Annotated in this window: 23 protein-coding genes; 13 read left to right on the forward strand and 10 right to left on the reverse strand. The window is 68.8% G+C overall.

All coding sequences use genetic code 11. The annotated features are described in order from the left end of the window. Positions 1–6 precede the first annotated feature (6 nt). Positions 7–1788 carry an AMP-dependent synthetase/ligase gene (locus JNUCC0626_RS45585; protein ID WP_394616823.1) on the forward strand — a complete coding sequence of 594 codons (1782 nt, stop codon included), beginning with the start codon at positions 7–9 and terminating at the stop codon, positions 1786–1788. A 273-nt stretch (positions 1789–2061) separates the two neighbouring features. Here JNUCC0626_RS45585 and JNUCC0626_RS45590 read toward each other — a convergent pair whose 3' ends face one another. Genes JNUCC0626_RS45590 through JNUCC0626_RS45610 form a run of 5 tightly spaced genes read right to left on the reverse strand, consistent with a single transcriptional unit; the run spans position 2062 to position 7029 of the window. Then, a complete protein-coding gene (locus tag JNUCC0626_RS45590) occupies positions 2062–3045 on the reverse strand; it encodes a LacI family DNA-binding transcriptional regulator (protein WP_394616824.1) in 984 nt (327 codons plus the stop codon). A gap of 51 nt (positions 3046–3096) precedes the next feature. Continuing rightward, positions 3097–3921 (reverse strand): ABC transporter permease, encoded by an 825-nt coding sequence (locus JNUCC0626_RS45595; RefSeq protein ID WP_394616825.1) that lies wholly within the window; start codon positions 3919–3921, stop codon positions 3097–3099. Next, positions 3918–4796 carry an ABC transporter permease gene (locus JNUCC0626_RS45600; protein ID WP_394616826.1) on the reverse strand — a complete coding sequence of 293 codons (879 nt, stop codon included), beginning with the start codon at positions 4794–4796 and terminating at the stop codon, positions 3918–3920. The genes JNUCC0626_RS45595 and JNUCC0626_RS45600 overlap by 4 nt, the downstream gene beginning before the upstream one ends. Further along, complete coding sequence (locus JNUCC0626_RS45605; protein WP_394616827.1) at positions 4793–5839, reverse strand: ABC transporter ATP-binding protein; 1047 nt, start codon at positions 5837–5839, stop codon at positions 4793–4795. Before JNUCC0626_RS45605 ends, JNUCC0626_RS45600 begins: the two co-directional genes overlap by 4 nt. After that, positions 5836–7029, reverse strand: coding sequence for an extracellular solute-binding protein (locus JNUCC0626_RS45610; protein ID WP_394616828.1), 1194 nt, complete (start codon positions 7027–7029; stop codon positions 5836–5838). Before JNUCC0626_RS45610 ends, JNUCC0626_RS45605 begins: the two co-directional genes overlap by 4 nt. A 139-nt stretch (positions 7030–7168) precedes the next feature. Between JNUCC0626_RS45610 and JNUCC0626_RS45615 the strand changes: the two genes are divergently transcribed. After that, complete coding sequence (locus JNUCC0626_RS45615) at positions 7169–9238, forward strand: PQQ-dependent sugar dehydrogenase (protein WP_394616829.1); 2070 nt, start codon at positions 7169–7171, stop codon at positions 9236–9238. A gap of 146 nt (positions 9239–9384) precedes the next feature. Next, a complete protein-coding gene (locus JNUCC0626_RS45620) occupies positions 9385–9897 on the forward strand; it encodes an RICIN domain-containing protein (RefSeq protein ID WP_394616830.1) in 513 nt (170 codons plus the stop codon). Between the two features lie 22 nt (positions 9898–9919). On the opposite strand, the gene JNUCC0626_RS45625 is transcribed toward JNUCC0626_RS45620, so the two are convergent. After that, positions 9920–10447: a TetR/AcrR family transcriptional regulator gene (locus JNUCC0626_RS45625; protein ID WP_394616831.1), complete on the reverse strand. Its 528-nt coding sequence runs from the start codon at positions 10445–10447 to the stop codon at positions 9920–9922. 130 nt (positions 10448–10577) lie between these two features. Here JNUCC0626_RS45625 and JNUCC0626_RS45630 point away from each other — a divergent pair, with 130 nt between their 5' ends. Beyond that, positions 10578–11453 carry an alpha/beta hydrolase family protein gene (locus JNUCC0626_RS45630; RefSeq protein WP_394616832.1) on the forward strand — a complete coding sequence of 292 codons (876 nt, stop codon included), beginning with the start codon at positions 10578–10580 and terminating at the stop codon, positions 11451–11453. On the opposite strand, the gene araD is transcribed toward JNUCC0626_RS45630, so the two are convergent. The 3 genes from araD to JNUCC0626_RS45645 are packed head-to-tail and all read right to left on the reverse strand — an operon-like array spanning position 11450 to position 14689. Then, positions 11450–13156: an L-arabinonate dehydratase gene (araD, locus tag JNUCC0626_RS45635; protein ID WP_394616833.1), complete on the reverse strand. Its 1707-nt coding sequence runs from the start codon at positions 13154–13156 to the stop codon at positions 11450–11452. The genes JNUCC0626_RS45630 and araD overlap by 4 nt on opposite strands. After that, the gene (locus JNUCC0626_RS45640; protein WP_394616834.1) at positions 13153–14058 is read right to left on the reverse strand and encodes a dihydrodipicolinate synthase family protein; all 906 of its coding nucleotides are present in this window, start codon (positions 14056–14058) and stop codon (positions 13153–13155) included. The genes araD and JNUCC0626_RS45640 overlap by 4 nt, the downstream gene beginning before the upstream one ends. Further along, complete coding sequence (locus JNUCC0626_RS45645) at positions 14045–14689, reverse strand: GntR family transcriptional regulator (protein WP_394622247.1); 645 nt, start codon at positions 14687–14689, stop codon at positions 14045–14047. The genes JNUCC0626_RS45640 and JNUCC0626_RS45645 overlap by 14 nt, the downstream gene beginning before the upstream one ends. Before the next feature lie 246 nt (positions 14690–14935). Between JNUCC0626_RS45645 and JNUCC0626_RS45650 the strand changes: the two genes are divergently transcribed. The 7 genes from JNUCC0626_RS45650 (at position 14936) to JNUCC0626_RS45680 (ending at position 19871) form a co-directional block, all read left to right on the forward strand. Then, positions 14936–15439 (forward strand): anti-sigma factor, encoded by a 504-nt coding sequence (locus JNUCC0626_RS45650; protein WP_394616835.1) that lies wholly within the window; start codon positions 14936–14938, stop codon positions 15437–15439. A gap of 131 nt (positions 15440–15570) precedes the next feature. Next, a complete protein-coding gene (locus JNUCC0626_RS45655) occupies positions 15571–16218 on the forward strand; it encodes a GntR family transcriptional regulator (RefSeq protein WP_394616836.1) in 648 nt (215 codons plus the stop codon). 58 nt (positions 16219–16276) lie between these two features. Continuing rightward, entirely contained in the window at positions 16277–17212 is a 936-nt protein-coding gene (locus JNUCC0626_RS45660) for a DUF1996 domain-containing protein (protein ID WP_394616837.1), read from the forward strand. A gap of 121 nt (positions 17213–17333) precedes the next feature. After that, positions 17334–17885 (forward strand): sigma-70 family RNA polymerase sigma factor, encoded by a 552-nt coding sequence (locus JNUCC0626_RS45665; RefSeq protein WP_089953784.1) that lies wholly within the window; start codon positions 17334–17336, stop codon positions 17883–17885. Then, positions 17882–18589, forward strand: coding sequence for an anti-sigma factor family protein (locus tag JNUCC0626_RS45670; RefSeq protein WP_394616838.1), 708 nt, complete (start codon positions 17882–17884; stop codon positions 18587–18589). Before JNUCC0626_RS45665 ends, JNUCC0626_RS45670 begins: the two co-directional genes overlap by 4 nt. Before the next feature lie 51 nt (positions 18590–18640). After that, on the forward strand, positions 18641–18979 hold the full coding sequence (locus JNUCC0626_RS45675; RefSeq protein ID WP_394616839.1) for a hypothetical protein: 339 nt from the start codon (positions 18641–18643) through the stop codon (positions 18977–18979). 43 nt (positions 18980–19022) lie between these two features. Beyond that, positions 19023–19871, forward strand: coding sequence for a hypothetical protein (locus JNUCC0626_RS45680; RefSeq protein ID WP_394616840.1), 849 nt, complete (start codon positions 19023–19025; stop codon positions 19869–19871). On the opposite strand, the gene JNUCC0626_RS45685 is transcribed toward JNUCC0626_RS45680, so the two are convergent. Further along, entirely contained in the window at positions 19785–20729 is a 945-nt protein-coding gene (locus tag JNUCC0626_RS45685; RefSeq protein ID WP_394616841.1) for a zinc-binding dehydrogenase, read from the reverse strand. The two genes, JNUCC0626_RS45680 and JNUCC0626_RS45685, sit on opposite strands and share 87 nt — an antisense overlap. A 58-nt stretch (positions 20730–20787) precedes the next feature. On the opposite strand from JNUCC0626_RS45685, the gene JNUCC0626_RS45690 reads away from it, so the two are divergent. Both JNUCC0626_RS45690 and JNUCC0626_RS45695 read left to right on the forward strand, forming a co-directional pair. Continuing rightward, positions 20788–21474: a hypothetical protein gene (locus JNUCC0626_RS45690; protein ID WP_394616842.1), complete on the forward strand. Its 687-nt coding sequence runs from the start codon at positions 20788–20790 to the stop codon at positions 21472–21474. A gap of 43 nt (positions 21475–21517) precedes the next feature. Further along, on the forward strand, positions 21518–23335 hold the full coding sequence (locus JNUCC0626_RS45695) for a penicillin acylase family protein (protein ID WP_394616843.1): 1818 nt from the start codon (positions 21518–21520) through the stop codon (positions 23333–23335).

Here is a 23335-nt window from a genome sequence, read left to right on the forward strand (position 1 = left end):
GCCCCCATGACCGCCGGAGTCACCAGCCCGAACGCGGTGCAAGCCGTCCGCCGGATCGCCGATCTGCCGTTCCTCGCGGAGCAGGTGTACGGCGACGCGGTGGCGTGGCGGTTCAAGCGCGACGGACAGTGGCATTCGCAGACCTTCGCCGAGGTCGCCGAGGAGGTGCTGGACCTCGCCTCGGGGTTCGTCCACGCCGGACTGCGGGCGGGTGACCGGGTCTGCGTGCTCGCGAACACCCGTCCGGAGTGGACGGCTGTCGAACTCGCGGTGCTCGCGGCGGGCGGCATCGTCGTGCCGATCTACCCGTCGAGCACCTCCGAGGAGATCGCCTGGGTCGTCGGCGACTCCGGCGCGTCGATCGTGGTGGCGGAGAACGAGGAGCAGTGCGTCAAGGTCGAGGTCGTCGCCACCGAACTCCCCGAACTGCGCACCGTGCTGACGATCGACCCGGCCGGTGACCGCCCGCGTGTCGCGGACCTCCAGGACTCGGGCCGCACCTCGCCGCTCGCCGACGTGCTGGACTCCCGCCGCGCGGCGATCAGGCCGGAGGACCCGAGCCTGATCATCTACACCTCGGGCACCACCGGCCCTCCCAAGGGCTGCGTGCTGACGAGCGCGAACTGGGTCGCGCTGTGCCGGGTCGCGGAGGAGACCCGGATGGACGCGATGACCGACACGGTCTACCTGTTCCTGCCGATGGCGCACGTCTTCGCGCAGATCATCATGTTCGGCACCATGTACCGCGGCGGCGTGCTCGCGTACTTCGGCGGCGACATGAAGGCGATCGTGCCGGAACTGGCCGAGGTCAAGCCGACGTTCCTGCCGTCCGTGCCGCGGATCTTCGAGAAGATCTACACCTTCGTCACCGCCAGCGTGCCCGCCGACCAGCTCGCGCAGGCCGTCCAACTCGGACTGGAGGTGCGTCGCCGGCGGACTGCGGGTGAGACCGTGCCGCCCGCGATGGCGGCGGCGTTCGAGCAGGTCGACGCGTTGTTCGCGAACGTCCGCGCGGCGTTCGGCGGCCGGCTCGTGCAGGCGTTGTCCGGTGCCGCGCCGATCTCGCCCGAGGTGCTCCAGTTCTTCCACGCGGCCGGGGTGCCGGTGCTGGAGGGCTACGGCATGACCGAGTCCACGGCCGTCGGCACGATCAACACCCTGGACCGCTTCAAGATCGGTTCGGTCGGCGCGTCCGGCATCGCGGGCCTCGAGATGAAGGTCGGCGAGGACGGCGAACTGCTCATGCGCGGCCCGCACGTCTTCGCGGGCTACTGGCGCAACGAGGAGGCGACGGCGGCCACGGTGCAGGACGGCTGGCTGCACACCGGCGACCTGGGCGAGATCGACGAGGACGGCTTCGTCACGATCACCGGCCGCAAGAAGGACATCATCATCACCGCCGGCGGCAAGAACATCGCACCGGCCAACGTGGAGAACGTCCTGCGCCAGTCCCGCTGGATCTCGCACGCCGTGCTGTTCGGCGACCGCAAGCCGTACTGCGTGGCGCTGATCACACTCGACGCCGACGAGATCGGGCCCTGGGCTGCCCAGCGCGGCTTGCCGTCCGACCTCGAATCTTTGGTGGGTCACCCGGACGTGCGAACGCTCGTGCGGGAAGTCGTTGACGAAGCGAACTCGCACTTCGCCAGTGTTTCCCAGGTGAAGAAGTTCGTGCTGCTCACCCGTGATCTGTCCCAGGAGGAAGGGGAGCTCACCCCGACCCTGAAGGTCAAGCGGAACGTGGTGCACCGTCTTCACTCTGAGTTGTACGAAGGCCTCTACGAGTAACCCGTACGTACGAGAAATCCAAAAACAGGTACATCCACCCTGGCGCATTTGTTCCGGTCAGGGCAGAGTGGGACACCAAGCGGCGCTAGGCCCCCTCCCCCCTCGGGCCCAGCCGCTTCGCGGCCCCGGCTCAAGGCGTACTCCCCCCAGACGCCCAGCCGGGGCCGCCTTGCATCTACAGCGCAACTACAGCGCTGATGCGGTGTGCGGCCCCTTTGTTCCGAAACACGAGAGAAGTTTCGAAACAAAGGGGCGCACCTTGTCAATTCACCACTACTTGCGCGGTGGAGTAGTCGTTCCGCGCACGATGAGTTGCGTCTCGGCCACTATCTGCGGCACTTCGGTGTTGTCGGAATCGAGCCAGTCGAGCAGCAGGTTCACCGCCGTCCGCCCCGCCTGCGCCACCGGCATCGCCACCGTCGTCAGCGCGGGCGAGCACAGCGACGCGTAGGTGAGGTCGTCGAACCCGGTCACCGACACGTCGCCGGGCACCGAGATGCCCCGGTCGCGCAGCCGGGCCAGCACGCCGAGCGCCATGATGTCGTTGTAGGCGACGATCGCCGTCGTGTCGGCCGCCACCGCGAGGTCCGCCGCCTGCAGCCCGCCCTCGTAGCGCGGCGCGAACGGCCCGAGGTCGACCAGGTCCACCCCGTGCTTCGCCACGGCCTTCATCAGCCCGCGCCGGCGTTCCTGGTTGGACCAGGACGTGCGTGGCCCGTTGAGGTAGGCGATCCGGTGGTGCCCGAGCGCGACGAGGTGGTCGACGACGGCGTGCATGCCGCCCGCCGAGTCCATCAACGCCGCGGGCACGCCGGGCAGCCGCCGGTTCAGCAGCACCAGCGACGTGGCCCCGGCCATCTCGTAGATCTGCGAGTCCTCGAGGCCCGGCGCGCACAGCACGACGCCGTCGACCTGCTTGGCCATCGCGTGCACGAGCTTCGCCTCGGTGACCGGGTCCTCGTCGCTGTCCGCCACGAACACCGCGTAGTCGGCCTGCACGGCCCGCGCCTGCACGGCCTTGAGCACGCCGGTGAAGAACGGGTTGTCGAGATCGGGCACGACGATGCCGATGTTGCCCGTCTTGCCCGTGATGAGCCCGCGAGCAGCCCGGTTCGGCTGGTAGCCGAGTTCCGTCGCGGCGGCCAGCACGCGTGATCTGGTCTCCGGCCGCACCAGCTCCGGCGACGTCAGCGCACGCGAAACGGTGGCGACCGACACGTGCGCCCTGCGGGCCACGTCGCGGATCGTGACTGCCACTTGTACCTCACCCTCACCAGCCGTGTGGAAACAATCATGACGCCTCGGAGGTCAGGCCGGGTCCTTGAGTCTGGTCACGAGCTGGGCCGGGTTCACGAACCGCAGCGCGATCACCAGCAGCACCAGCATCGAGCCCGTGTAGATCACCGCCATCGAGTCGACCATCTGCTGCGGCCTGATCCCCGCCGACGACATGGCCTCGTACAGCGACACCACCAGCGTCTGGCTGGTCGGACCCGCCGTGAGGAACGTCAGCTCGAACATGCCCACCGTCCTCACCAGCACCAGGATCGACGCTGCCAGCACACCAGGAACCAGCAACGGTGCCAGGACCCGTGTGAAGAGGGCGAACGTCGACGCCCCGCACATCCGGGCCGCCGCCTCGATCAACGCGTCGACCTGCTCGATGAACGGCGTCATCGTCAGCACCACGAACGGCACGGCGGGCACGAGGTTCGCCGCGATCACCCCGGCCGTGCTGCCCGCGAGCCCGACCTTGTAGAGCACCGTCGCGAGCGGGATGCCGTAGGTCATCGGCGGCAGCAGGATCGGCAGCAGGAACAGCACGTTCAGCAGCTTCTTGCCGGGGAAGTCGCGCCGGGCCAGGGCGTAGGCCGCCGGCACTCCGATGAGGACGGAGAGCGCGACGACCGACAACGCCACCTGGAACGTCACCACCAGCACGTCCAAGAGCCGGTAGTCGCGCCACGCCTCGCCGTACCACTTGCCGGTGTAGCCGTCGGGCAGCCACGTGCCGAACCACGTCTCCGCGAACGAGTTCGTCACCACCGCGGCGACCACGCCGAGGACGTTCAGCAGGAAGAACGCCAGCGCGCCCCACGTCAGCCACACCAGGGGCCGTGCGGTGAGCCTCATCCCTTGCCTCCCGTCGCGCCGCGGTACAGGGTCGTGCGCCATGCCAGCACCACGCCGACGACCACGAACATCACCAGCGCCATCAACATCGCGATCGCCGAACCCAGCGCGAAGTCGTTGTCCCGCAACGCCGTCTCGTAGGCGGCGATCGCCATCACGTGCGTCTCGCCGGCCGGGTCGCCGACCATCACGGCGCTCGGGAACACGCTGAACGCCAGCACGAACGACAGGCAGAACGTCACCGCGAGACCGGGTGCGAGCAACGGCAGGGTGATCGTCCGGAACCGCTGCCGCCGCGAGGCACCCAACGTCGCCGCCGCCTGCTCCAGCGTCGGGTCGATGCCCGACAGGTACGACGACGTCAGCAGGAACGCGAACGGGAACCCGGTGATCACCAGGCTGAACAGCACGCCCCAGTAGTTGTGCGTGAGCTTCGCCGGCTCGTCCGCGCCGAGTGCCTGCCAGATCCGGTTGAACCACCCGGCGGGCCCGAAGAACGCGAGCAGCCCCTCAGCTGTCAGCACGGTGCCGAGCGTGATCGGCACGACCAGCACGGTCGTCAGCGTCCGCTTGCCCCGGAACCGCCCGCGCGTCCGGAACGCGATCGGGATCGACGCGAGCACGTTGATCAGAGCCGCGGGCAGGCCAAGCCCGAGCGTGATCCAGACCGTCTCGGTGAGGTAGTCGTCGGTGAAGAAGGTGATGTAGTTCTGCAACGGGTTGCCGCCGCCCTTGGGCTGGAACGACAGCTGCAACCCGTACAGGAACGGGTAGACGAACAGCAGCAGCACGAACACCGCGCCCGGCAGCAGCAGCCAAAGCACCCGGTCGACGCCCTTCTCGGCGAGCCGGTGCTTGTCCAGGAGCGCTGTCACGAGAACACCAGCACGCGGTCGACCGGCACCGTCACCGAGATCGTGTCGCCGGGTGCCAGCCGGGCAGTTGTCCGGACGTGCAGCCGGGTGCCGTCGCGCAGCCGGGCTTCCACCGCCTGCTCGCGGCCGTGGTACTCGACGATCTCGACCACGGCCTCGAGCGCGTTCTCGCCGGAGCCGCCGAGCACGAAGTCCTCCGGCCGCACCGCCACCACGGCGTCGGTCCCGAGTTCTTCCTGCCGGACACCGACAAGTCGCACGCCGTCTCCTGTGTGGACGGTCGCGTGCTCGCCGTCCTGAGCGCCGACCGTCACCGGGATCAGGTTGCGGTAGCCCATGAACCCCGCGACGTACCGGTTCGCCGGATGCGCGTACACCTCCTCCGGCGACCCGACCTGCTGCACCTCGCCGAGCCGCAGGACCACGAGACGGTCGGCGAGGGCCAGCGCCTCCTCCTGGTCGTGCGTCACGTAGACGGTGGTGAGCCCGAGCGACTGGTGCAGCCGCCGGATCTCGGTGCGCATCTCCAGCCGCAGCGCCGCGTCCAGATTGGACAGTGGTTCGTCCATCAGCACCAACGGCGGTTCGAGCACGATCGCGCGGGCGATCGCCACCCGTTGCTGCTGGCCGCCGCTCAGCTGGGCCGGGAACCGGTGCTGGTGCTCGTCCAACTGGACGAGCCGCACGGCCTCGTCCACGCGCCGGGTGATCTCGGCCTTGGGCAGCCGTCGCACGGAGAGCCCGAACGCGATGTTGCGCCGCACCGACATGTGCGGGAACAGCGCGTAGTTCTGGAACACCATGCCGAACCCGCGCTTCTCCGGTGGCAGGTCGTCGATCCGCCTGCCGTCCAGCGTGATCCGGCCGCCCGTCAACGGCAGCAGGCCCGCCAGGCAGTTCAGCGCCGTCGACTTGCCGCAGCCGGACGGCCCGAGCAGTGCCACGAACTCGCCGCCCTTGATCGTGAGGTCCATGCCCCGCAACGCGACGGTGTCCCCGAACGCGCGCCGCACGTGGTCCAGGTGCAGCTCGGCGAACCTCATTTGCGGCCGATCTCGCGGTCCCACCGCTGGAACGCCTTCACCTGCTGCGCGGCCGGCAGCGACTGCTCCTTGGGGTTCTTCTCGATCAGCTCGTCGTACTCCGCGCGCCCGAACTTCGCGATGGCGTCCTGAGATTCCTTCGGGGCCATGTCGAGCGTGACGCCCTTGACCGCCGGACCGGGGTAGAAGTAGCCCTTGTCGTAGGCCTTCGCCTGCTGCTGCGGCTCCAGCATGAACCTGATCAGCGCGAGGTTCGCCGCCAGTACGTCCGCGCTGACGCCCTTCGGGATCACGGCGTAGTGCGCGTCGGTGACCCAGTGGAAGTCCTTGAACGTCGCGATCTTCATGCCCTCCGGCACCGTGCCGAGCACGCGCGGGTTGATGTCCCAGCCGGTGGTGGAGGCGACCATCCACGACGTGCCGTTCGCGAGGTTCTTCATGACGTCGGTGGTGCCGCCGGGGTAGCTGTCGACGTACTGGCCGAGTTCCTTCAGGTACGCCCAGGTCTTGTCCCAGCCGTTCTCCGGGTCCTTGGGGTCCTTGTCCCCCAACAGGTACGGCAGGCCCATCAGGAACGTCCGGCCGGGGCCGGAGTTCGCGGGCCGCGCGTACTGGAACTTGCCGGGGTTCGCGCGCGCCCACGTCAGCAGGTCGGCGGGGGAGTTCGGCGGTGAGGGGACCTTCGCCGGGTCGTACTCCAGCAGCGGGCCCGCCGGGTAGTAGGTGATCGCGACGCCCTGGTCCTGCGCGAGCTTCTGCATCTCGTTGGCGGCGGGCAGGTACACGTCCTCGAGCTTCGGCAGCTTCGCCGAATATTCGGGGAGCAGCCGGTAGACGAGTTTCTGCTCGATCACGCTCGCGAGCCCGTCGGTCCCGGTCAGCACGAGATGGGTCTGCGAGGTGCCCGAGTTCTGCTCGGCCTTGAGCTTGCCCGGCATGTCCGGCGCGGTCGCCTTGGTGGCGTTGACCTTCGACACGACGTCGGGGTGCGTCCGCACGAATTCGTCGATCATGCCCTGCGTGAGCTGCAGGTTGCCGGCCACGTCGAGCACGTTCAGCTCGACCGGTTTCGAGGGTTTGTCGGGGACGGTGGCGGGTGCGTCCCGGTCCTGCGGGGCCTCCGGCGCACCGCACGCCGTGACGACCAACAGGGTGGGGATGACGAGCTGCAACTTCCTTGTCCAGCGCATCTCACGGCTCCCTAACTGACTCTGGACCTGGCGCGCGAAAACGTTTACGGTTTTTCTGTAACACCAGTACACCCGCCGCCGGGTCGAACGCAACGCCGCCGCCGCACATCCCGTTCCCTGATGAAAGTGGGAGGCTTCTGTGGCACCCCGTTCACGGCGGTTGCCGGCGAGAACCGGCATCCTGACCACCGCGCTGGCGGTGGCGGTCAGCTCGCTCGTCTCCGCCGCCCCGCAGGCCGTCGCCGCGGATGTCCTGCTGTCCCAAGGCAAACCGGCGACCGAGTCGGCCTCCGGTGGCGCGAACTACGCGCCGCGCCTCGCCGTCGACGGTGACTCCGCGACGCGCTGGGCCAGCAAGTCGAACACCGACCCCGCCTGGATCCGGGTGGACCTCGGCACGTCCGCGACCATCAGCCGGGTCCGGTTGCAGTGGGATCTCTCGTGCGCCAAGGCGTACCGCGTCGAGACGTCGGAGAACGACTCCTCCTGGACGTCGATCTACACGACCGCGGACGGCAAGGGCGGCGTCGAGGACCTGACGGTCGCCGGTCGTGGCCGTTACGTCCGCGTCCACGGCACCACCCGGTGCCGCACCGGTTCGTCGTACGGCTACTCCCTGCAGGAGTTCCAGGTCTTCGGCAACACCGGCCCCGCCGACGCCGAACCGCCGTCCGCACCAACGGGTCTCGTCGCGTCGGACGTCAAGCCGGACTCGGCGAAGCTCACCTGGCAGCCGTCGACGGACAACGTCGCGGTGACGTCGTACGAGATCTACAACCTGGGCCAGTTCGTGAAGTCCGTGCCCGCCGGCACCTCCACGGTGATGGAGGGCCTGCGGCCGAACACCACCTACGGCTTCTACGTCAACGCGAAGGACGCGGCGGGCAACATCTCGCAGGCATCCAACACGGTCGAGTTCAAGACCCCTCCGGCCCAGGAAGACCCGACTCCGCCGACCGCGCCTCGCAACCTGCGTTCCACCGGTGTCACGGCGAACTCCGTCTCGCTGGCGTGGGACGCCTCGACCGACAACATCGGCGTGACGCGGTACGAGATCTACACCGGCACCACCAAGGTCGGTGACGCGACGGGCACCTCCGCCACGATCGGCGGCCGCAGCGCGAACACCGAGTACACCTTCACGGTCAAGGCCTTCGACGCCGCCGGCAACGCCTCACCCGCCTCGAACGCGCTGACCGCGAAGACCCGCTCCGGTGGTGACCAGGTCGGTGCCGTCACGCAGATCGCGACCGACAACGACGTCCCGTGGGGCCTCGCGTTCCTGCCCAACGGCGACGGCGTCTACTCCCGCCGCGACGCGCAGGACATCGTGCGCATCACCCCGTCCGGCACGAAGACCACGCTGGGCAAGGTCCCCGGCGTCTCCGGCACCAACGGCGAGGGCGGCCTGCTCGGCATCGAACTCTCGCCGACGTTCGCCTCCGACGGCCTGATCTACGTCTACCACACGGCTTCCGGCGACAACCGGATCGTGCGCGCCAAGGTCGAGGGCACCACCCTCACCGGCTGGACGACGTTGCTGACCGGCATCCCGCGCAACAAGTTCCACAACGGCGGCCGCCTGCGCTTCGGCGCCGACGGCAAGCTCTACGCGGGCACCGGCGACGGCCAGAACGGCGCGAACGCCCAGAACAAGCAGAACCTCGGCGGCAAGGTGCTGCGCCTCAACCCGGACGGCTCCGCGCCGTCCGACAACCCGTTCTTCGGCGAGGGCGGCAACGCGCGCTACGTCTGGACCTACGGCCACCGCAACGTCCAGGGCCTCGCCACGGACTCTCAGGGCCGGATGTGGCAGGCCGAGCTCGGCAACTCGAACATGGACGAGGTCAACCTGCTCCAGAAGGGCGGCAACTACGGCTGGCCCTCGTGTGAAGGCACCTCGGGCTCGTGCGGCGGTTACGTGGCACCGAAGAAGACCTTCTCGGTCGGCTCCGCCTCGCCGTCAGGCCTCGCGATCGTGAACGACGTGCTGTTCCTGGCGGCGTTGCGCGGCGAACGCCTGTACCGCATGCAGATCAGCGGCTCGTCGGTCGGCACCACGACCTCGCACTTCCAGGGCACCTACGGCAGGCTCCGCACCCCGGAACCGGCGCCGGACGGCTCGCTGTGGGTCACGACGTCCAACGGGGACAAGGACTCCACGGCGGGCAACAGCTCCACGAGGCTCCTCAAGGTGGCGCTCAACTAGCTGCCGGTAGGAAGAGACGGCCCCTGGGTGCGCGCTCACCCAGGGGCCCTTTCCGTGCGACACCTATATGACACCGACATGTAGGCGGTCATCCCTAGCGTCAACGGCGTCTCGAAAAGTTCACCTGCCTGCAGAAGGGCTTGCAGATGAGAAAGCTGTTGGTGTTGCTCACGGTCGTGCTCGCGGCGCTGGCCGTGTCACCTGGACCGGCTCAGGCACAACCCCAGGTGCTGGGCATCCACGGGACCTTTTCGCTGCGGAACGAGGCCGAGGAGAAGAAGTGCCTCGACCTGGAGGACGAGGGACGAGGGAGGTACGTGCAGCAGTACTCGTGTCATGGCAGGGAAAACCAGAAGTGGCATTTCGTGCGCGACCCGGTCCACACCGATCTCTACGAGATCAAGCCCCTCCAGTACCTGAGCAGCAACGAGTGCCTTGACGTCGAGCACAACGGCACGGGTGTCCACACGCAGCGCTACCCGTGCCACCTCGGTGCCAAGCAGCGGTGGAGGGCGGTCCGCCTCGGCACCGGCTTCTACTCCTTCAGGCCGCTGTTCGACGAAACCAAGTGCCTGGACGCCTCGAACTGGGGCAAGGGCGTGCGGGCGCAGATCTACCCCTGCCACGCCCTCACGAACCAGGTGTGGAAACTGGTGTAGCGCGGGTGAGGTTTCCCGGCGTTCACCGGCGCAGGCCGTCCAGCAGCAGCGCGATCAACCGGCGCGGGTCGTAGCGAGGATCGTCGTCCCGGCCGACGCACAGGTTGCCGATCCCGCGCATCAGCTCGAACGGCTGGATGTCGTCCCAGATCTCCCCGGCCTCCCCGGCCGCGCCCAGCAACTCCTCGCACACCGGCCCGAGCCGGTCGAGGAAGTACGCGTGCAGCGACTGGAACCCGCTGCTGTCCGACTGCATCGCGCCCGCGAGCCCGTGCTTGGTCACCAGGAAGTCGACGAACAGGTCGATCCACGACCGCAGCGCCGCGAAGGCCGAGTCCGAAGTGGACAGCAGCGCGGGACCTGCCTCGGCGCACGCCTCCACCTGGTGCCGGTAGACGGCCACGACCAGGTCCGCGCGGGTGGGGAAGTGGCGGTAGATCGTGCCCATGCCGACGCCCGCCTCGGCGGCGATCTCGCGGATCGGCGCGTCGACGCCGGAGGAGACGAACACCTCGGCCGCCGCGGCGAGCAGGGTCTGCTCGTTGCGCACGGCGTCGGCTCGCTTGCGTGGTGGTACGCGCGCACTCCCTCCCGGAGAGGTTGACAAAGCGGAACAGTGCTCCGTATCGTTCCGGAACGTCGCTCCGCTTCAGTTGGAGAGCGTACCCGAGAGGAACCCCATGACCGTCTTCACGGTGAGCCCTGTTGTGCTCGAAACGCCCGGCAGGCCCGTTGACCTGCAGCTGAAGGTGTCCGCGCCGACCGAGGGCACCGACCTGCCGATCCTGCTGCTCTCGCACGGACAGGGCTACTCGAACCACCTGTCGTCGCTCAACGGCTACGCGCCGCTCGCCAACCACTGGGCCGAGCAGGGCTTCGTGGTGCTCCAGCCGACCCACCTGAGCAGCCGCAGCCTGAACCTCCCGGCCGAGACCCCTGGTGCGCCGATGTTCTGGCGGGAGCGGGCCCAGGACATGTCCATGATCATCGACCGCCTCGACGAGATCGAGAAGGCCGTGCCGCAGCTGCGGAACCGCCTCGACCCGACCAGGATCGCCGTCGTCGGCCACTCGATGGGCGGCCACACCGCGAGTCTGCTGCTGGGCATGCGCACGGAGAACACGAGCCTGAAGGACGATCGGATCAAGGCGGGCGTGCTGCTCGGCTCGACCGGCCGCGGTGACGCCGTCACCGACGTGGTGAAGGAGAACTACTCCTTCATGCAGAGCACGGACTTCAGCGAGATGACCGCGCCCGCGCTGGTCGTCGCCGGGGACGCCGACGCGTCCGCGCACCTGACCACGATGGGCCCGGACTGGCACGCCGACCCGTACCACCTCGCGCCCGGCCCGAAGGTGCTGCTCACGTTGTTCGGCGCCGAGCACGGCTTCGGTGGCGTCAGCGGCTACGACGTCGCCGAGACCACGGACGAGAACCCGGAACGGGTCGCGGACGTGCAACGCCTCACCACGGCGTACCTGCGCACCCAGCTGCACGGCACGAACGACTGGGGCACAACGGAAATCCCGAACGGCCGCGTCGAAACCAAGCCCTAGTGCGCGTTCGGTTCGGGGTTGTGCCCCGGCCGTGACAGGAACTCGAAGTCGCAGCCCTGATCGGCCTGCGTGATGTGCTCGTAGTACAAAGCGCCGTACCCGCGTTCGAACTTCGGCGGTGGCGGTGTCCACGCGTCCCGGCGACGCGCCATCTCCTCGTCGGAGATCTCCACGCGCAACACCCGCGCCTCGACGTCCACCGTGACGAGGTCGCCGTCCCGCACCAGCGCCAGCGGCCCGCCGACGTGCGCCTCGGGTGCCACGTGCAGAACGCAGGCGCCGTAAGAAGTTCCGCTCATCCGCGCGTCCGACACGCGCACCATGTCCCGGACGCCCTCGCGCAGCAGCTTGTCCGGGATGGGCAGCATTCCGTACTCGGGCATGCCGGGCCCGCCCTTCGGCCCGCCACCGGCCAGCACGATCACCGAGTCCTTCGTGACGTCCAACGACGGCGAGTTGATCCGTGCCTGCAAGTCCTGGTAGCCGTGGAAGACCACGGCGGGCCCGGTGTGCCTCCACAACGCGGGATCAGCCGCGACGTACTTGATCACCGCACCGTCGGGAGCCAGATTGCCCCGCAGCACAGCCAGTCCGCCTTCAGCAGAAATCGGGTCGTCCACCTCGCGAATCACCGACGAGTCGTGCACCTCGGCACCGTCGAGATCCTCGCCGAACGTCCGCCCCGTCACCGTGATCCGCTTGAGGTGCAACGACTCCCGCAACCGCGACAGCAACCCGCGCAGCCCGCCCGCGTAGTAGAAGTCCTCCATCAGGTGCGTCCCGGCGGGCTGCACCGACGCCAGCACCGGAACTTCCCGCGACAACCGGTCGAAGTCGTCCAGGGACAAGGGGATCTGCGACCGCCCGGCCATCGCGATCAGGTGGATGTACGAGTTCGTGGACCCGCCCAGTGCCAGCACGGTCCGGATCGCGTCCTCATACGCCTCAACTGAAAGCACGTCGGCGATGGTCAGGCCCTCGCGCACCATCTCGACCACGCGCATCCCGGACGCGGCAGCCATCCGGTGGTGCGCCGAGTCCACGGCGGGAATCGACGACGCCCCGGGCAACGTCAGCCCCAACGCCTCCGCGGCTGCCGTCATCGTCGACGCCGTGCCCATCGTCATGCAGGTACCGGGGGAGCGGGCCAGCCCCGACTGGATCTCGGCCCAGTCCGCGGACGAGATCGTGCCCGCCCGCTTCTCGTCCCAGAACCGCCACATGTCCGTACCGGACGCCAGTTGCTCGCCCCGCCAGTGCCCGCGCAGCATCGGCCCGGCCGGCACGAACACGGTGGGCAGCCCGGCGGAGGCGGCACCCATCAGCAGCGCCGGGGTGGTCTTGTCGCACCCGCCCATCAGCACGCACCCGTCGACGGGGTAGGACCGCAGGATCTCCTCGGTCTCCATCGACAGCATGTTCCGGTACAGCATCGGTGTCGGCTTCTGGTACGTCTCCGACAGCGTGGAAACGGGGAACTCCAAGGGAAATCCGCCCGCCTGCCACACCCCGCGCTCGACTTGCTGCGCCCGTTCCCGAAGGTGCAGGTGGCACGGGTTGATCCCGCTCCACGTGTTCAGGATCGCGATGACCGGCTTGCCGAGGTGCTCGGACGCGTTCACCCCGAGCTGCCGCATGCGCGCGTTGTGCGAGAACGCCCGCAGCCCCTCGCCTTCGAACCACTCGGCGCTGCGCAACTTCACAGCAGACTCCACGAGTTCAGCAGCACACCGACTGCCGACCGATCAGCCTCCGACAACACCGAAGCCGGCGGACGCACGTCCCGGCGGCACAACCCGAGCTGTGCCAACGCTTCTTTCACTACCGACACGTTGTTCGCGGACTCGTTCGAAGCACGCAGCTCCTCGAACCCGCGGACGAACTCCCAGAACTCCATCGCCGCACCGAACTCCTGCGCCCGCAGGCACCGGAACAGCTGCACCGACAGCTCCGGCGCCACGTTCGCGAGCCCCGACGTGAACCCGGTGGCCCCGACCGCGAAGTACCCCGGCGCGGACAGCTCGGCGAGCCCCGCGACCCACGTCAGCCGGTCCAGCCCGGCGTCGCGCGCCACCGACGCGAACCGCACCGGGTCCGGCACCGCGTACTTCACCCCGACGACGTTCGGGCACGCGTCGGCCAGCGCCGCGATCTGCGCCCCGCCGATCCGCGGGTTCCGCATGTACAGCACCACGCTCAACTCGGGCACCGCGGCAGCCACGGCCCGGTGGTAGTCGACCCACCCGTCGAGCGACACGTACGGGTGCACCGGCTGGTGGATCATGATCCCGCGCGCCCCGGCCCGGTCGGCGAACCGCGCCCCGGCCACGGCGGTCGCCACGTCGTGCCCGACCCCGGCCACCACGGCGGCGCGATCACCCACGGCGTCCACGGTGATCCGCACGGCGAGTTCCGTCTCGGCCGCGGACAACGTGTAGAACTCGCTCGTGTTGCCGTTCGGCGTCACGACCGAGATCCCGCCCTCGACCATCCGGTCCAGCACGGCCGCGTAGTTCTTCTCGTCCACCTCCCCGCCCGCGTCGAACGGCGTGACGGTGATCGCGACCACGGACGCCAGGTTCGCGGACAGGTCATCGAACGACATCGGGAAGCTCCTCGGCGAGACGGTCGGCGAAGGTCTGGAGGTGGCAGCGCAGCAGGTCGGCCGCGGCCTCGGCGTGGCCCTCCTCCGCGGTCACGAGGATCGCCCGGTGTTCGGCCTCCTCGGCCTCCCACGTCGGGCTCAGGCCCCAGCCGGCGGCGGTGACCAGCGCGGCCTGGTCGTGCAGCCCGTCCAGGATCTGGATCATCAACGGGTTGCCGCAGCCCGCGTACAACGCCCGGTGGAAGCGCCGGTTGGCCAGGTTGCGCAGGGTCAGGTCCTCGGTGTCGTGCAGCGCTGACCTGGCCTCGGAGAAGTCAGCCCGCCGCGCAACGGCCCTGCGCAGCGCCTCGGGCTCCATCAGCAACCGCACGTCGTAGACGGAGGCGGCCATCGCGGCGTCGACCGTGCGGACCGTCGCCCCCTTGTACGGGCTCATCACGACGAGTCCCGACCCGGCGAGCGTCTTGAGCGCCTCGCGCACGGGTGTCTTCGAGACGTTGAGCGAAGCGGCGAGATCGGTTTCGACGAGAGCCTGACCCGGCTTCAGCTTTCCATAAAGAATCGCTTCTTTGATCGATTCCAGAACAAAGTCCGTTCGAGACGCTGGAAGCGTTCCCAGCCGGTCATACATCATATATGAGAGCGTAGGAGCAGGTAGAAGCCCGGTCAACCGTCTTGTGTGGGCTGCGCAACGTACCTGTATCTGCGTTGAACCAACTTCCTCGACGGCTCGTTTTGAAGGTGTTGGTCACCGCTGCACGCGGGGCTGGAGAAGGAGAAATTTGAGTGCATCGTTCCGCGTAACCGTGTCCGTAGCCGCGTCCGCCAGCGCTTGGCACCGAACGTCCTGGGCACCAACGAGTTGAACGAGAACGACATGCTGATGGAAGAACTGCCACCGGAGGCCGCGCTCGACGGGCCTCCACCGAACATGGACCACCTGTTGCAGCGCACGCTCGGCACGGTCCGCGAAGAGAGAGATCAGGCCGTGCGTCGCCGTGGGCGCATCACGGCCTTGTCGTCGACCCTGATGGTCGCGGGCGTCCTCGCCGGGGGCGTCTGGCTCGGCCAGGGCATGGGGGTCGGCGGCACCACCGACGAGGTCTTGCAGGGGACCTCGGCGTCCGGTGCGCACATGGCCGTGCAGGTCACCGACACCGAAGGCGGCCTCAGGCTCGTCGCCACGGTCAACGGGATGCAGGACGGGGAAGCCTGCTGGTTGGTCGTGCACACGAAGGACGGACGGACCTTCACCGCGGGCTCCTGGATGGCGCACGAAGGTGAAGTGACACTGGCCGGGTCCGCGATGGTGCGGGCGGGAGACGTCGCCGGGGTCAGCGTCGTCAACCACGACCGCGAACCGCTGGTCACTGCGAACTGAGGTGGGTGGGCTTCCGCCGGACGGGTTATGCCACGACCTGGCCGCGGACGCCCACCAACCACGCAGGGTGGTTTAGGGCACGTTTAGCCGGCTGCCTTGACGCTCTTTTGGAGCAATGTCAACATTCGGACATGCCCCCTCCGGCCGTCCGGCCCGTTGCCCGTCGTGGTGTCGCGGGCGAGGCGGCCGACCGCATCCGGGACGCGATCCTGGCCGGTGAGCTGGCCGCCGGCACCGCGTTGAAAGAGGTCGAACTCGCGAGCGTGCTCGGGGTGAGCCGAGGCTCGGTGCGCGAGGGCCTGGTCGTGCTCGAGAGCGAGGGGCTCGTCGTCTCCGAGTGGCACCGCGGCACCTGGGTGCGCGAGCTGACGCCGGACGACGTCGACGAGTTGTACACCCTCCGCGCCGCGCTGGACGTCCTCGCGATGCGCACCGCCGCCGCGAAGGGGTCTGGTTTCGGCCCGATCGACGAGGTCGTAGAGGCAATGAAACATGCCCGAACGGACGCCGAACGGGTCGCGCTGGACATGAAGTTCCACGACGCCGTCTACGCCGCGACCGGGCACCGCAGGCTCCAGGAGGCATGGCGGGCGATCCGCTGCCAGGTCCACCTCTTCCTGCTCGCGCGCGTCGCCGACGACCCCACCTACCAGGACATAGTCGCTCCCGAGCACGCCGGCCTGGCCGCCGTGCTGCGCGCGGGCGACCCCGGTGCGGCAGGGTGTGCGGCGGAGGACCACCTGCGCGGGTCATACCTGAAACTGGTGGAGAAGCGGTGAGCCGTCGTATTGAGACACGGCACTTTGGTTTGACCGGACTGATTGGCAGGCTGTGATCGTGGCCCGGAACAAACCGGCGACCCTCGCGGTCGCGGTGGTGGCCGTCCTCGTGGTCGTGGGTTCGGCGGTGTTGCTGCGCGGCACGTCCAACGGCGCGCCTTCCGCCGAGCACTACGTCAGCGAGCTCGACCAGGTGAACACCGAACCGAAGACCGCGAACGTCGTGATCAAGTGCGGCGCCAACGAGGAACGGCACCTCAACGCGGACAACCCGGTCGTCTCGCCCGGCATCCCGTTCGGCGCGCACCACACACACGAGTACGTCGGCAACCGGTCGGCCGACGCGATGTCGACCGACGCGTCCCTCGCGGCCGCGACCACGACGTGCGAGAACGACGACCTCTCGACCTACTACTGGCCGGTGCTGCGGCTGACCGACGGCGTGGGCCACGATGCCCACGCGGACGGCGGTGGCCTGCACGGCAACGCCGGCGAGGTGCTCGGCCCGAAGAGCGTCGAGATCCGCTACGACGGCAGCGCCACGAGCGACGTGCTGCCGATGCCGAGGTTCCTGCGCCTGATCACCGGCGACCCGTCCGCGTTCACCAACGACTACGGCCCGAACACGCGCGCCCGCTGGGGCTGTTCGGACCAGCCGGGCCGCTACACGACGAAGTACCCGCTGTGTGGAAGCGCGACCACCCTGCGCACCTACGACTTCGGCAGCTGCTGGGACGGCAACAACAAGGACAGCGCCTCGCACCGCACGCACGTCGTGTTCCCGTTGGCGGGCGGCAACTGCCCCGCCAAGACGTTCCCCATCCCACGCCTGCACATCACCGTGGGCTACGACATCCCCGCAGGTCGGCCGTTCGCGATCGACTCCTTCAAGGAGGAGTTGCGCGACCCGGCGACCGATCACGGGATGGCCATCAACGCCATGCCGGAGGCGCGCATGGCGGAGCTGGTCGGGTACCTCAACCGGTCCCGCTAACATCCGGCGTCTCTTTTTAGTTGAAACCCGTTGAACCGAAGCCCTCTGCCGCTCGTGTGACGGCAGAGGTCTTGAACAGGACGCCCGCACGAGGTGTTCGCGGGCGGGGAGGAGTGGGTGGATGGCGGCTTTGTTCTCCCGCAAACGGGAGACCGCGGCCGACGAGGCGCTGATCCGATCGCTCTACGAGGAGCACGGTCGGGCTCTGCTGGCCTACGCGACGCGGTTGACCGGTGATCGGGCGGCTGCCGAGGACGTGGTCCAGGAGACCCTGGTCCGAGCGTGGCGCCATCCCGACGCCCTCGTGAACGGCAAGGGATCGGTGCGCGGTTGGTTGCTGACCGTGGCGCGGAACATCGTCACGGACCGTGTGCGTGCGAAGGCGGCACGCCCGCAGGAGGTGGCCGAGTCCCCGGCGACGCCACCCATCGAGCGCGACCACGCTGACCAGGTGGTTGACTCGGTGGTGGTGCTCGAAGCGCTCGACAGGCTCTCGTCCGACCACCGCGACGTGCTGATGGAGATCTACTTCCGAGGCCGGAGCGTGACGGAGGCGGCGGAAGCGCTAGGGGTGCCACCTGGCACAGTGAAGTCGAGATCGTATTACGCGTTGCGAGCCTTGAGGGAGACCTTCGGAGGTCAGAAGGTCGCACTGAAGGGGGTGGCTGGATGACTACGCAGCACGACCCGCAGCTGCTCGGTGCTTACGTTCTCGGAGCACTCGACGAGCAGGAGGTGCGCGAGATGGACGAGCACCTGGCGTCCTGCCCCGAATGCAAGCGTGAACTCGAAGAGCTTCGCGACATGGAGGCGTTCCTCGGCGAGGTGCCTCCGGAGATCATGATGGACGGCCCGCCCGAGGGCGGTGACCTGCTGTTGCAGCGCACGCTTCGCCAGGTGCGCACCGAACGGGGCGGCGTCGCGAAACGCCGTCAGTTCGCGCTCGGTGCCGCGGCGGCCGTGGTGGCCGCGGTGGTGCTCGGAGCTGGAGTCTTCGTCGGCAAGGCCACTTCACCCGATGTGCAGTCGGCCCTTCCCACTCCGACGGTGGCACCCGATCCGAGCGGCACCAAGCTCGCCACGTTCACCGACCCGGACACCAAGGCGTCGATGGCCGTCAAGGTCATCCCCGCCGCCGGCTGGGTGCGGACGAACATGTCGATCAACGGCATCCCCGAGGGCGAGAAGTGCCGGATCTTCGTCGTGGCGAAGGACGGCAGCCGCCAGGAGGCGGGTTCCTGGGTGGTGTCCAAGAAGGGCGCCGCCGAGGGCACGAACCTGGACGGATCTGCACTCGTGGCTCCTGCGGACGTGAAGTCCGTGGTGGTCGAGAACTTCGAAGGCAAGAAGTTCGTCGAGGTGCCGGTTCAGGCGTGATCACGGATTGATGGGGCCGTCCTCTTCGGACGGCCCCATTATCTTTTTCCCATGTCCTCCCACCTGTTCGTCGGCGATCACTGCTGGAACCGGTCCAGCGGCACCGTGTGCTGGGCGCTCGGCGTGATCGCCGATCACCTGACGCACCCCGAGGCCGTGGCCGAGCTCAGGGAGTTCTCCAACGGGCTGATCTTCGTGGTGGACTTCGGGCGCAGCTTCGGTCCCGAGGTCGCCGAGCAGATCGTGGAGATCATCCGCACCAGGATCCGCCCGGCGGCGCTGGCCGAACCGGAGGGCGAGATCCGCGACTACACGGTGCGGGTCGCGGACGAACTCGTCGAGATGGCGAACCAGTGGCGCGGCTTCGCGACAGAGGCCGGCGAGGTGTGAAAACAGGGCGGTCCTTTCGGGATGGCCCCGTTATGTTCTCCCCATGTCGGGAACGTTCGTCATTGATCGGGAAGACGGCCCTCACGGGAACGAGGGCGAGATGTGGGACGTGCCGCGGCACGTGTTCTTCCGCACCGTCGAGATGCTCATCGAGCTGGTGCGCGACGAGGAGGTCGCGGCCGTCCTGTACGAGCTGCGCGACGGCGGGTACGCCTGGCTGGCGCTCACCTACTTCACTCAGGAGCAGGCCGCCGGGGTCGTCCGCACGATCCGCGAGGACCTCCCGGCCGCGGTCCGCGCCGCCTACCCGCCCGAGGACCCGCAGCACGTCTACATCAACTGGGCGGTCGGTGACCTGGTCTCGATCACCGACCGCTGGCTCGCGGGCACGATGGTGTCCGCGTCGGTCCGCTTCGAACGCGACGGCGAGACGGCCCAGGCGTGGTGGGACGCGACCGTCGCCGAGCTCTACTGGGTGCGCGACGCGCTCGCCCGCCACGTCGGCGAGGACCTGGCCGCCAAGCTCACCGCGCTCCCGCTGCGGGGCCCGGAGTGGTTGTCGTTCAAGGACTTCAGCGAGGACGAGGTGAGCGAACTGCTGCACGCGCTCCGCGAGGGAGTCACGGCCGACGCGCCGGACGAGGGGCGGGAGCGGATCGCCGAGCTCGTCCGCGCGGCCGCCAAGTGGGAGGCTGCGCGCCCCGGCCCGGTGTACGGGAAACGGCCGGATGGCCCGGCTCCCGAGGCGCGGCCGGAAAGCGACCCGAGCCCTGGGGCGCGGCCGGAAAGCGACCTGGGTCTCGGGTCACGGCCGGAGGACGACCTTCCCCGCCGTCGCTCGCGACTCCAGCGCCTGATGAGCCTGGGCGGCCTCTTTCAGCGCGAACGGTGAGTGGACCAGCGGCGCGAACCGCCCGCTCGCCAGTCCCGCCATCGACTCGTCCTCCAGCACCCGCAACCCTCTCCGCATCAGGTTCGGTCCCAACGCGACAGTCGCGGTGAGACTGTTGGCGAACAGCGCCTCGGTGCTGATCGGTGTCGACGACCCGGACGCCCAGCCGTAGATGATCTGCCGGCCGCCCGGCCCCAGTGTCTTCAACGCCTGCGCTCCGGCATCGCCGCCGACGCCGTCCAGCACGACCGTCATGTCCTTGAGCCCGTCCGCCCAGCCGGGCCGGGTGTAGTCGATGGCGGCGTCGGCTCCGTTGTCCATCACCAGGTCGAGCTTGTCGCCGCTCGCGAGTCCGACGACCCGCGCGCCGACGTTGCGCGCCTCCTGCACGAACAACGTCCCCATGCCGCCCGCCGCCGAGGTGACGAGCACGACGTCGTCCTCGGTGAGCTTGGCGGCGTCGAGCACGCCGACCACCGTGCGGCCGGTGCCGATCATCGCGACCGCCGCCTCGAACGACACGGAGTCGGGCAACGGGTGCAGCGCGCCGACGTTGGCCACCGCGAGTTCGGCGTACCCGCCGTTGGCCGTCCCGAGGTGCGCGACCACCCGGCGGCCGAGCCAGTCGGGGGTGACGTCCGCGCCGAGTGCCGTCACGACCCCGGCGACCTCGCGGCCCGGCGTCATCGGGAAGTCGACGGGACCGAAGCCGCCCTTGCGGATGGTGGTGTCGACGAGGTGGACACCGGCGGCGGCCACCGTGAGGCGGACCTGGCCCGCCGCGGGCTCCGGGTCGGGAACCTGCTCGAAGCGCAGGTTCTCCGCCGGGCCGAACTCGTACTGCCGAATCGCGAACATGCCGCCGACGCTACGAACTCCACCTAACTGGAGGTCAACAGTCACTAGGCTCCGATCCGTGTCCTCCTACGTGTTCCTCAACAGGCCGGGCGAAGACCCCGAGTGGACCTTCAGCTGGAACGCCTCCGTCGGGATGATCGACTGGGTGAAGGAGGTGCTCGCGCGGCTCGTCCCGAGCCAGGACCTCGCCGCGAAGTTCCTCGCGCCCGGCCCTGACTGGCTCGCGTTCAACGCCTTCGACGACGACGAGGTGCGCGAGATGGTCCTGGTGATCGGGCAACGGCTGGACATCGAGGCGCGCAAACGCTTTCCCGACCAGCAGGACGTGCGCGCACACGTCGACGAACTCGTCGAGCTGGTGCTGGGGTGGGCCGGTGGTCGCGGTTTCTGGGATGGGGTCCACGACCCGTTCCCTCTCTGGGTGCCCCGCGACTTCGTCGTGCTCTGGCACCACGAGGACGAGCGGGCCATCTGCTTCCACTCGCCGCGGACCCCGGACGAGCCCACCGAGGTCTTGCTGATCTTCGAGGGCGTCGGCGAGATGCGCGTCCCGCCCAGGCTGAGCCGGGTCGCGGTCGGCCTGGTCGACGGCGGCTACTCGCTCACCACCCCGGACTTCCCGGACGGGTACGTGCTGGCCGAGGGGTTCGAGTACCGCGAGAACGACATCGCGGACTGGGAGGCGTTCGACGCGCTGAACTACGAGAAGTACGTGATGAAGATCGTGACTCACCCGCTCTCCTGAACTCGGTGGCGCGTAGTGACACGACTGTGTTAAAAACACAGTCGTGTGGAAAACCGTCATCGCGAGCCTGCTCCTGGTCACCTCGACGCCCGTGGCGTCCGCGGCCGGACCCGAGCGGGTGCCGCACGTCGTCGCAGCGCACCACCGCGGCCTGGGGGACGGCATCGGGTACGGGCAGGCGAAGGCGCACCTGTGCGACCTCGCGAAGCTGTTCGCCGAGTTCGCCGCCGACCCGCAGTTCCGGGACCTGGAACGCCGGAAGGTGGTCGAGGCGATCGTCGCCCAGCCTCCGCCCATCGGCCCGACGCGGCAGGTCCGCGACCTGTTCACCGGGTACGTGCAGGGCTACAACCGTTACGCGGCCCGGAATCCGGGCTGTGGGGCGAGGCCGATCACCGAGGCCGAGCTCTACCGCTTCAACTACGTGGCGTTCAACGAAGGTCTCTTCCGGGCGTACGAGGGCATCTGGCGGTCGCCGCCCAAGGAGGTGAAGGAGCGGGGCAGCAACACGATCGCCGTTGGTTCGAGGGGTACCAACGGAGGTCGTGGTGTGCTGCTGGGCAACCCGCACGTGCCGTGGCGCGGCATGGTGTCGTTCTGGCACGCCAGGCTGACGATCCCGGGCAAGGTCGACGTCGACGGCGTCACGGTGCTCGGCATGCCGGTCGTGTTCAACGGCTACAACCGCGGCGTCGCGTGGTCGGCCACCGTGTCGACGGCGACGAGCTACACGCTCACCAGGCTGAAGCTCGTCGACCGGCACACCTACCTGGTCGACGGGAAGCCGGAGCGGATGATCGACCGCGGCACCCACTGGGACACCCGCTACGGCCCGGTCTCCCGCAAGATCCGCACCAACCCGCACCTCACCGGCGACGAGATGACACCGCTGCCGTGGACCGACACCGAGGCCTACGCCGTCACCGACCTCGCCGCGGACCGGCTGGCGACGCTGAACTCGGCCGCGACGTTCCTGGAGGCGCGCACCATCGACGACCTCAAGGCGGGCCTGGACCGGTTCGGCGGCACGGTGCGCACCAACATCGTCGCGGCCGATCGGCGTGGGCAGGCGCTCTACGCCGGCATCCAGGTCGTGCCGGACGTGCGCGCCGACTGCGTGGTGGACCAGGAGTTCCTGGGCCGCACCGGTGTCGCGATCGTCGACGGCGCGCGCTCCGTCTGCCGGGCCGGACTGCTGCCGGTGGACCGGATGCCGTGGATCGCGAGCGACACTTACGCCACGAACTCCAACTCGTCGCACGCCTTCGTGCGCGCCGACAAGCCGTTGACCGGGTTCCCGCGCGTGTTCGGCGACGAGAACATCGCGAACCTGCGCACCGAGTTCGGATTGCAGGAGATTCCACGTCACCTGGGTCGGTTCGACGCCGGGGTCATGCGGAAGCTGGTGCTGGAGAACAGGAACACCGCCGCCGAGAAGTACCTCGACTCGATGCCGTGCACCCGCGCCGAGTGCGAGATCCTGCGGAAGTGGGACCGCCGCAACGAGGTCGGCAGCGTGGGAGCGCTCCTGTTCGACCAGTGGTTCGAGGCCGGGGGCACTGAGAAGGCGTTCGACGAGGTCGTCGCGAAGCTCGGGCCGAAGATCCACCAGCCGTTGGGGGAGAACCAGTACGTGGTGCGCGACGGCCGCCGGATTCCGTTGCACGGCGGGCCCGGGTCGTCCGGTGTCTACAACCTGATCAACATGGACCGGCAGAAGCAGGAGGTCAGCGACGGGTCGAGCTTCGTGTTCGCCGTCGAGTACACCGACCGGGCCTGCCCGACCGCGTACACGTTGATGGCGCCCGCACGGCCCGACCTGTACGGCGCGAAGAAGTGGCAGCGCGGCGCTCTCTGCTAA

Source organism: Lentzea sp. JNUCC 0626, assembly GCF_043632865.1.
GTDB lineage: Bacteria > Actinomycetota > Actinomycetes > Mycobacteriales > Pseudonocardiaceae > Lentzea.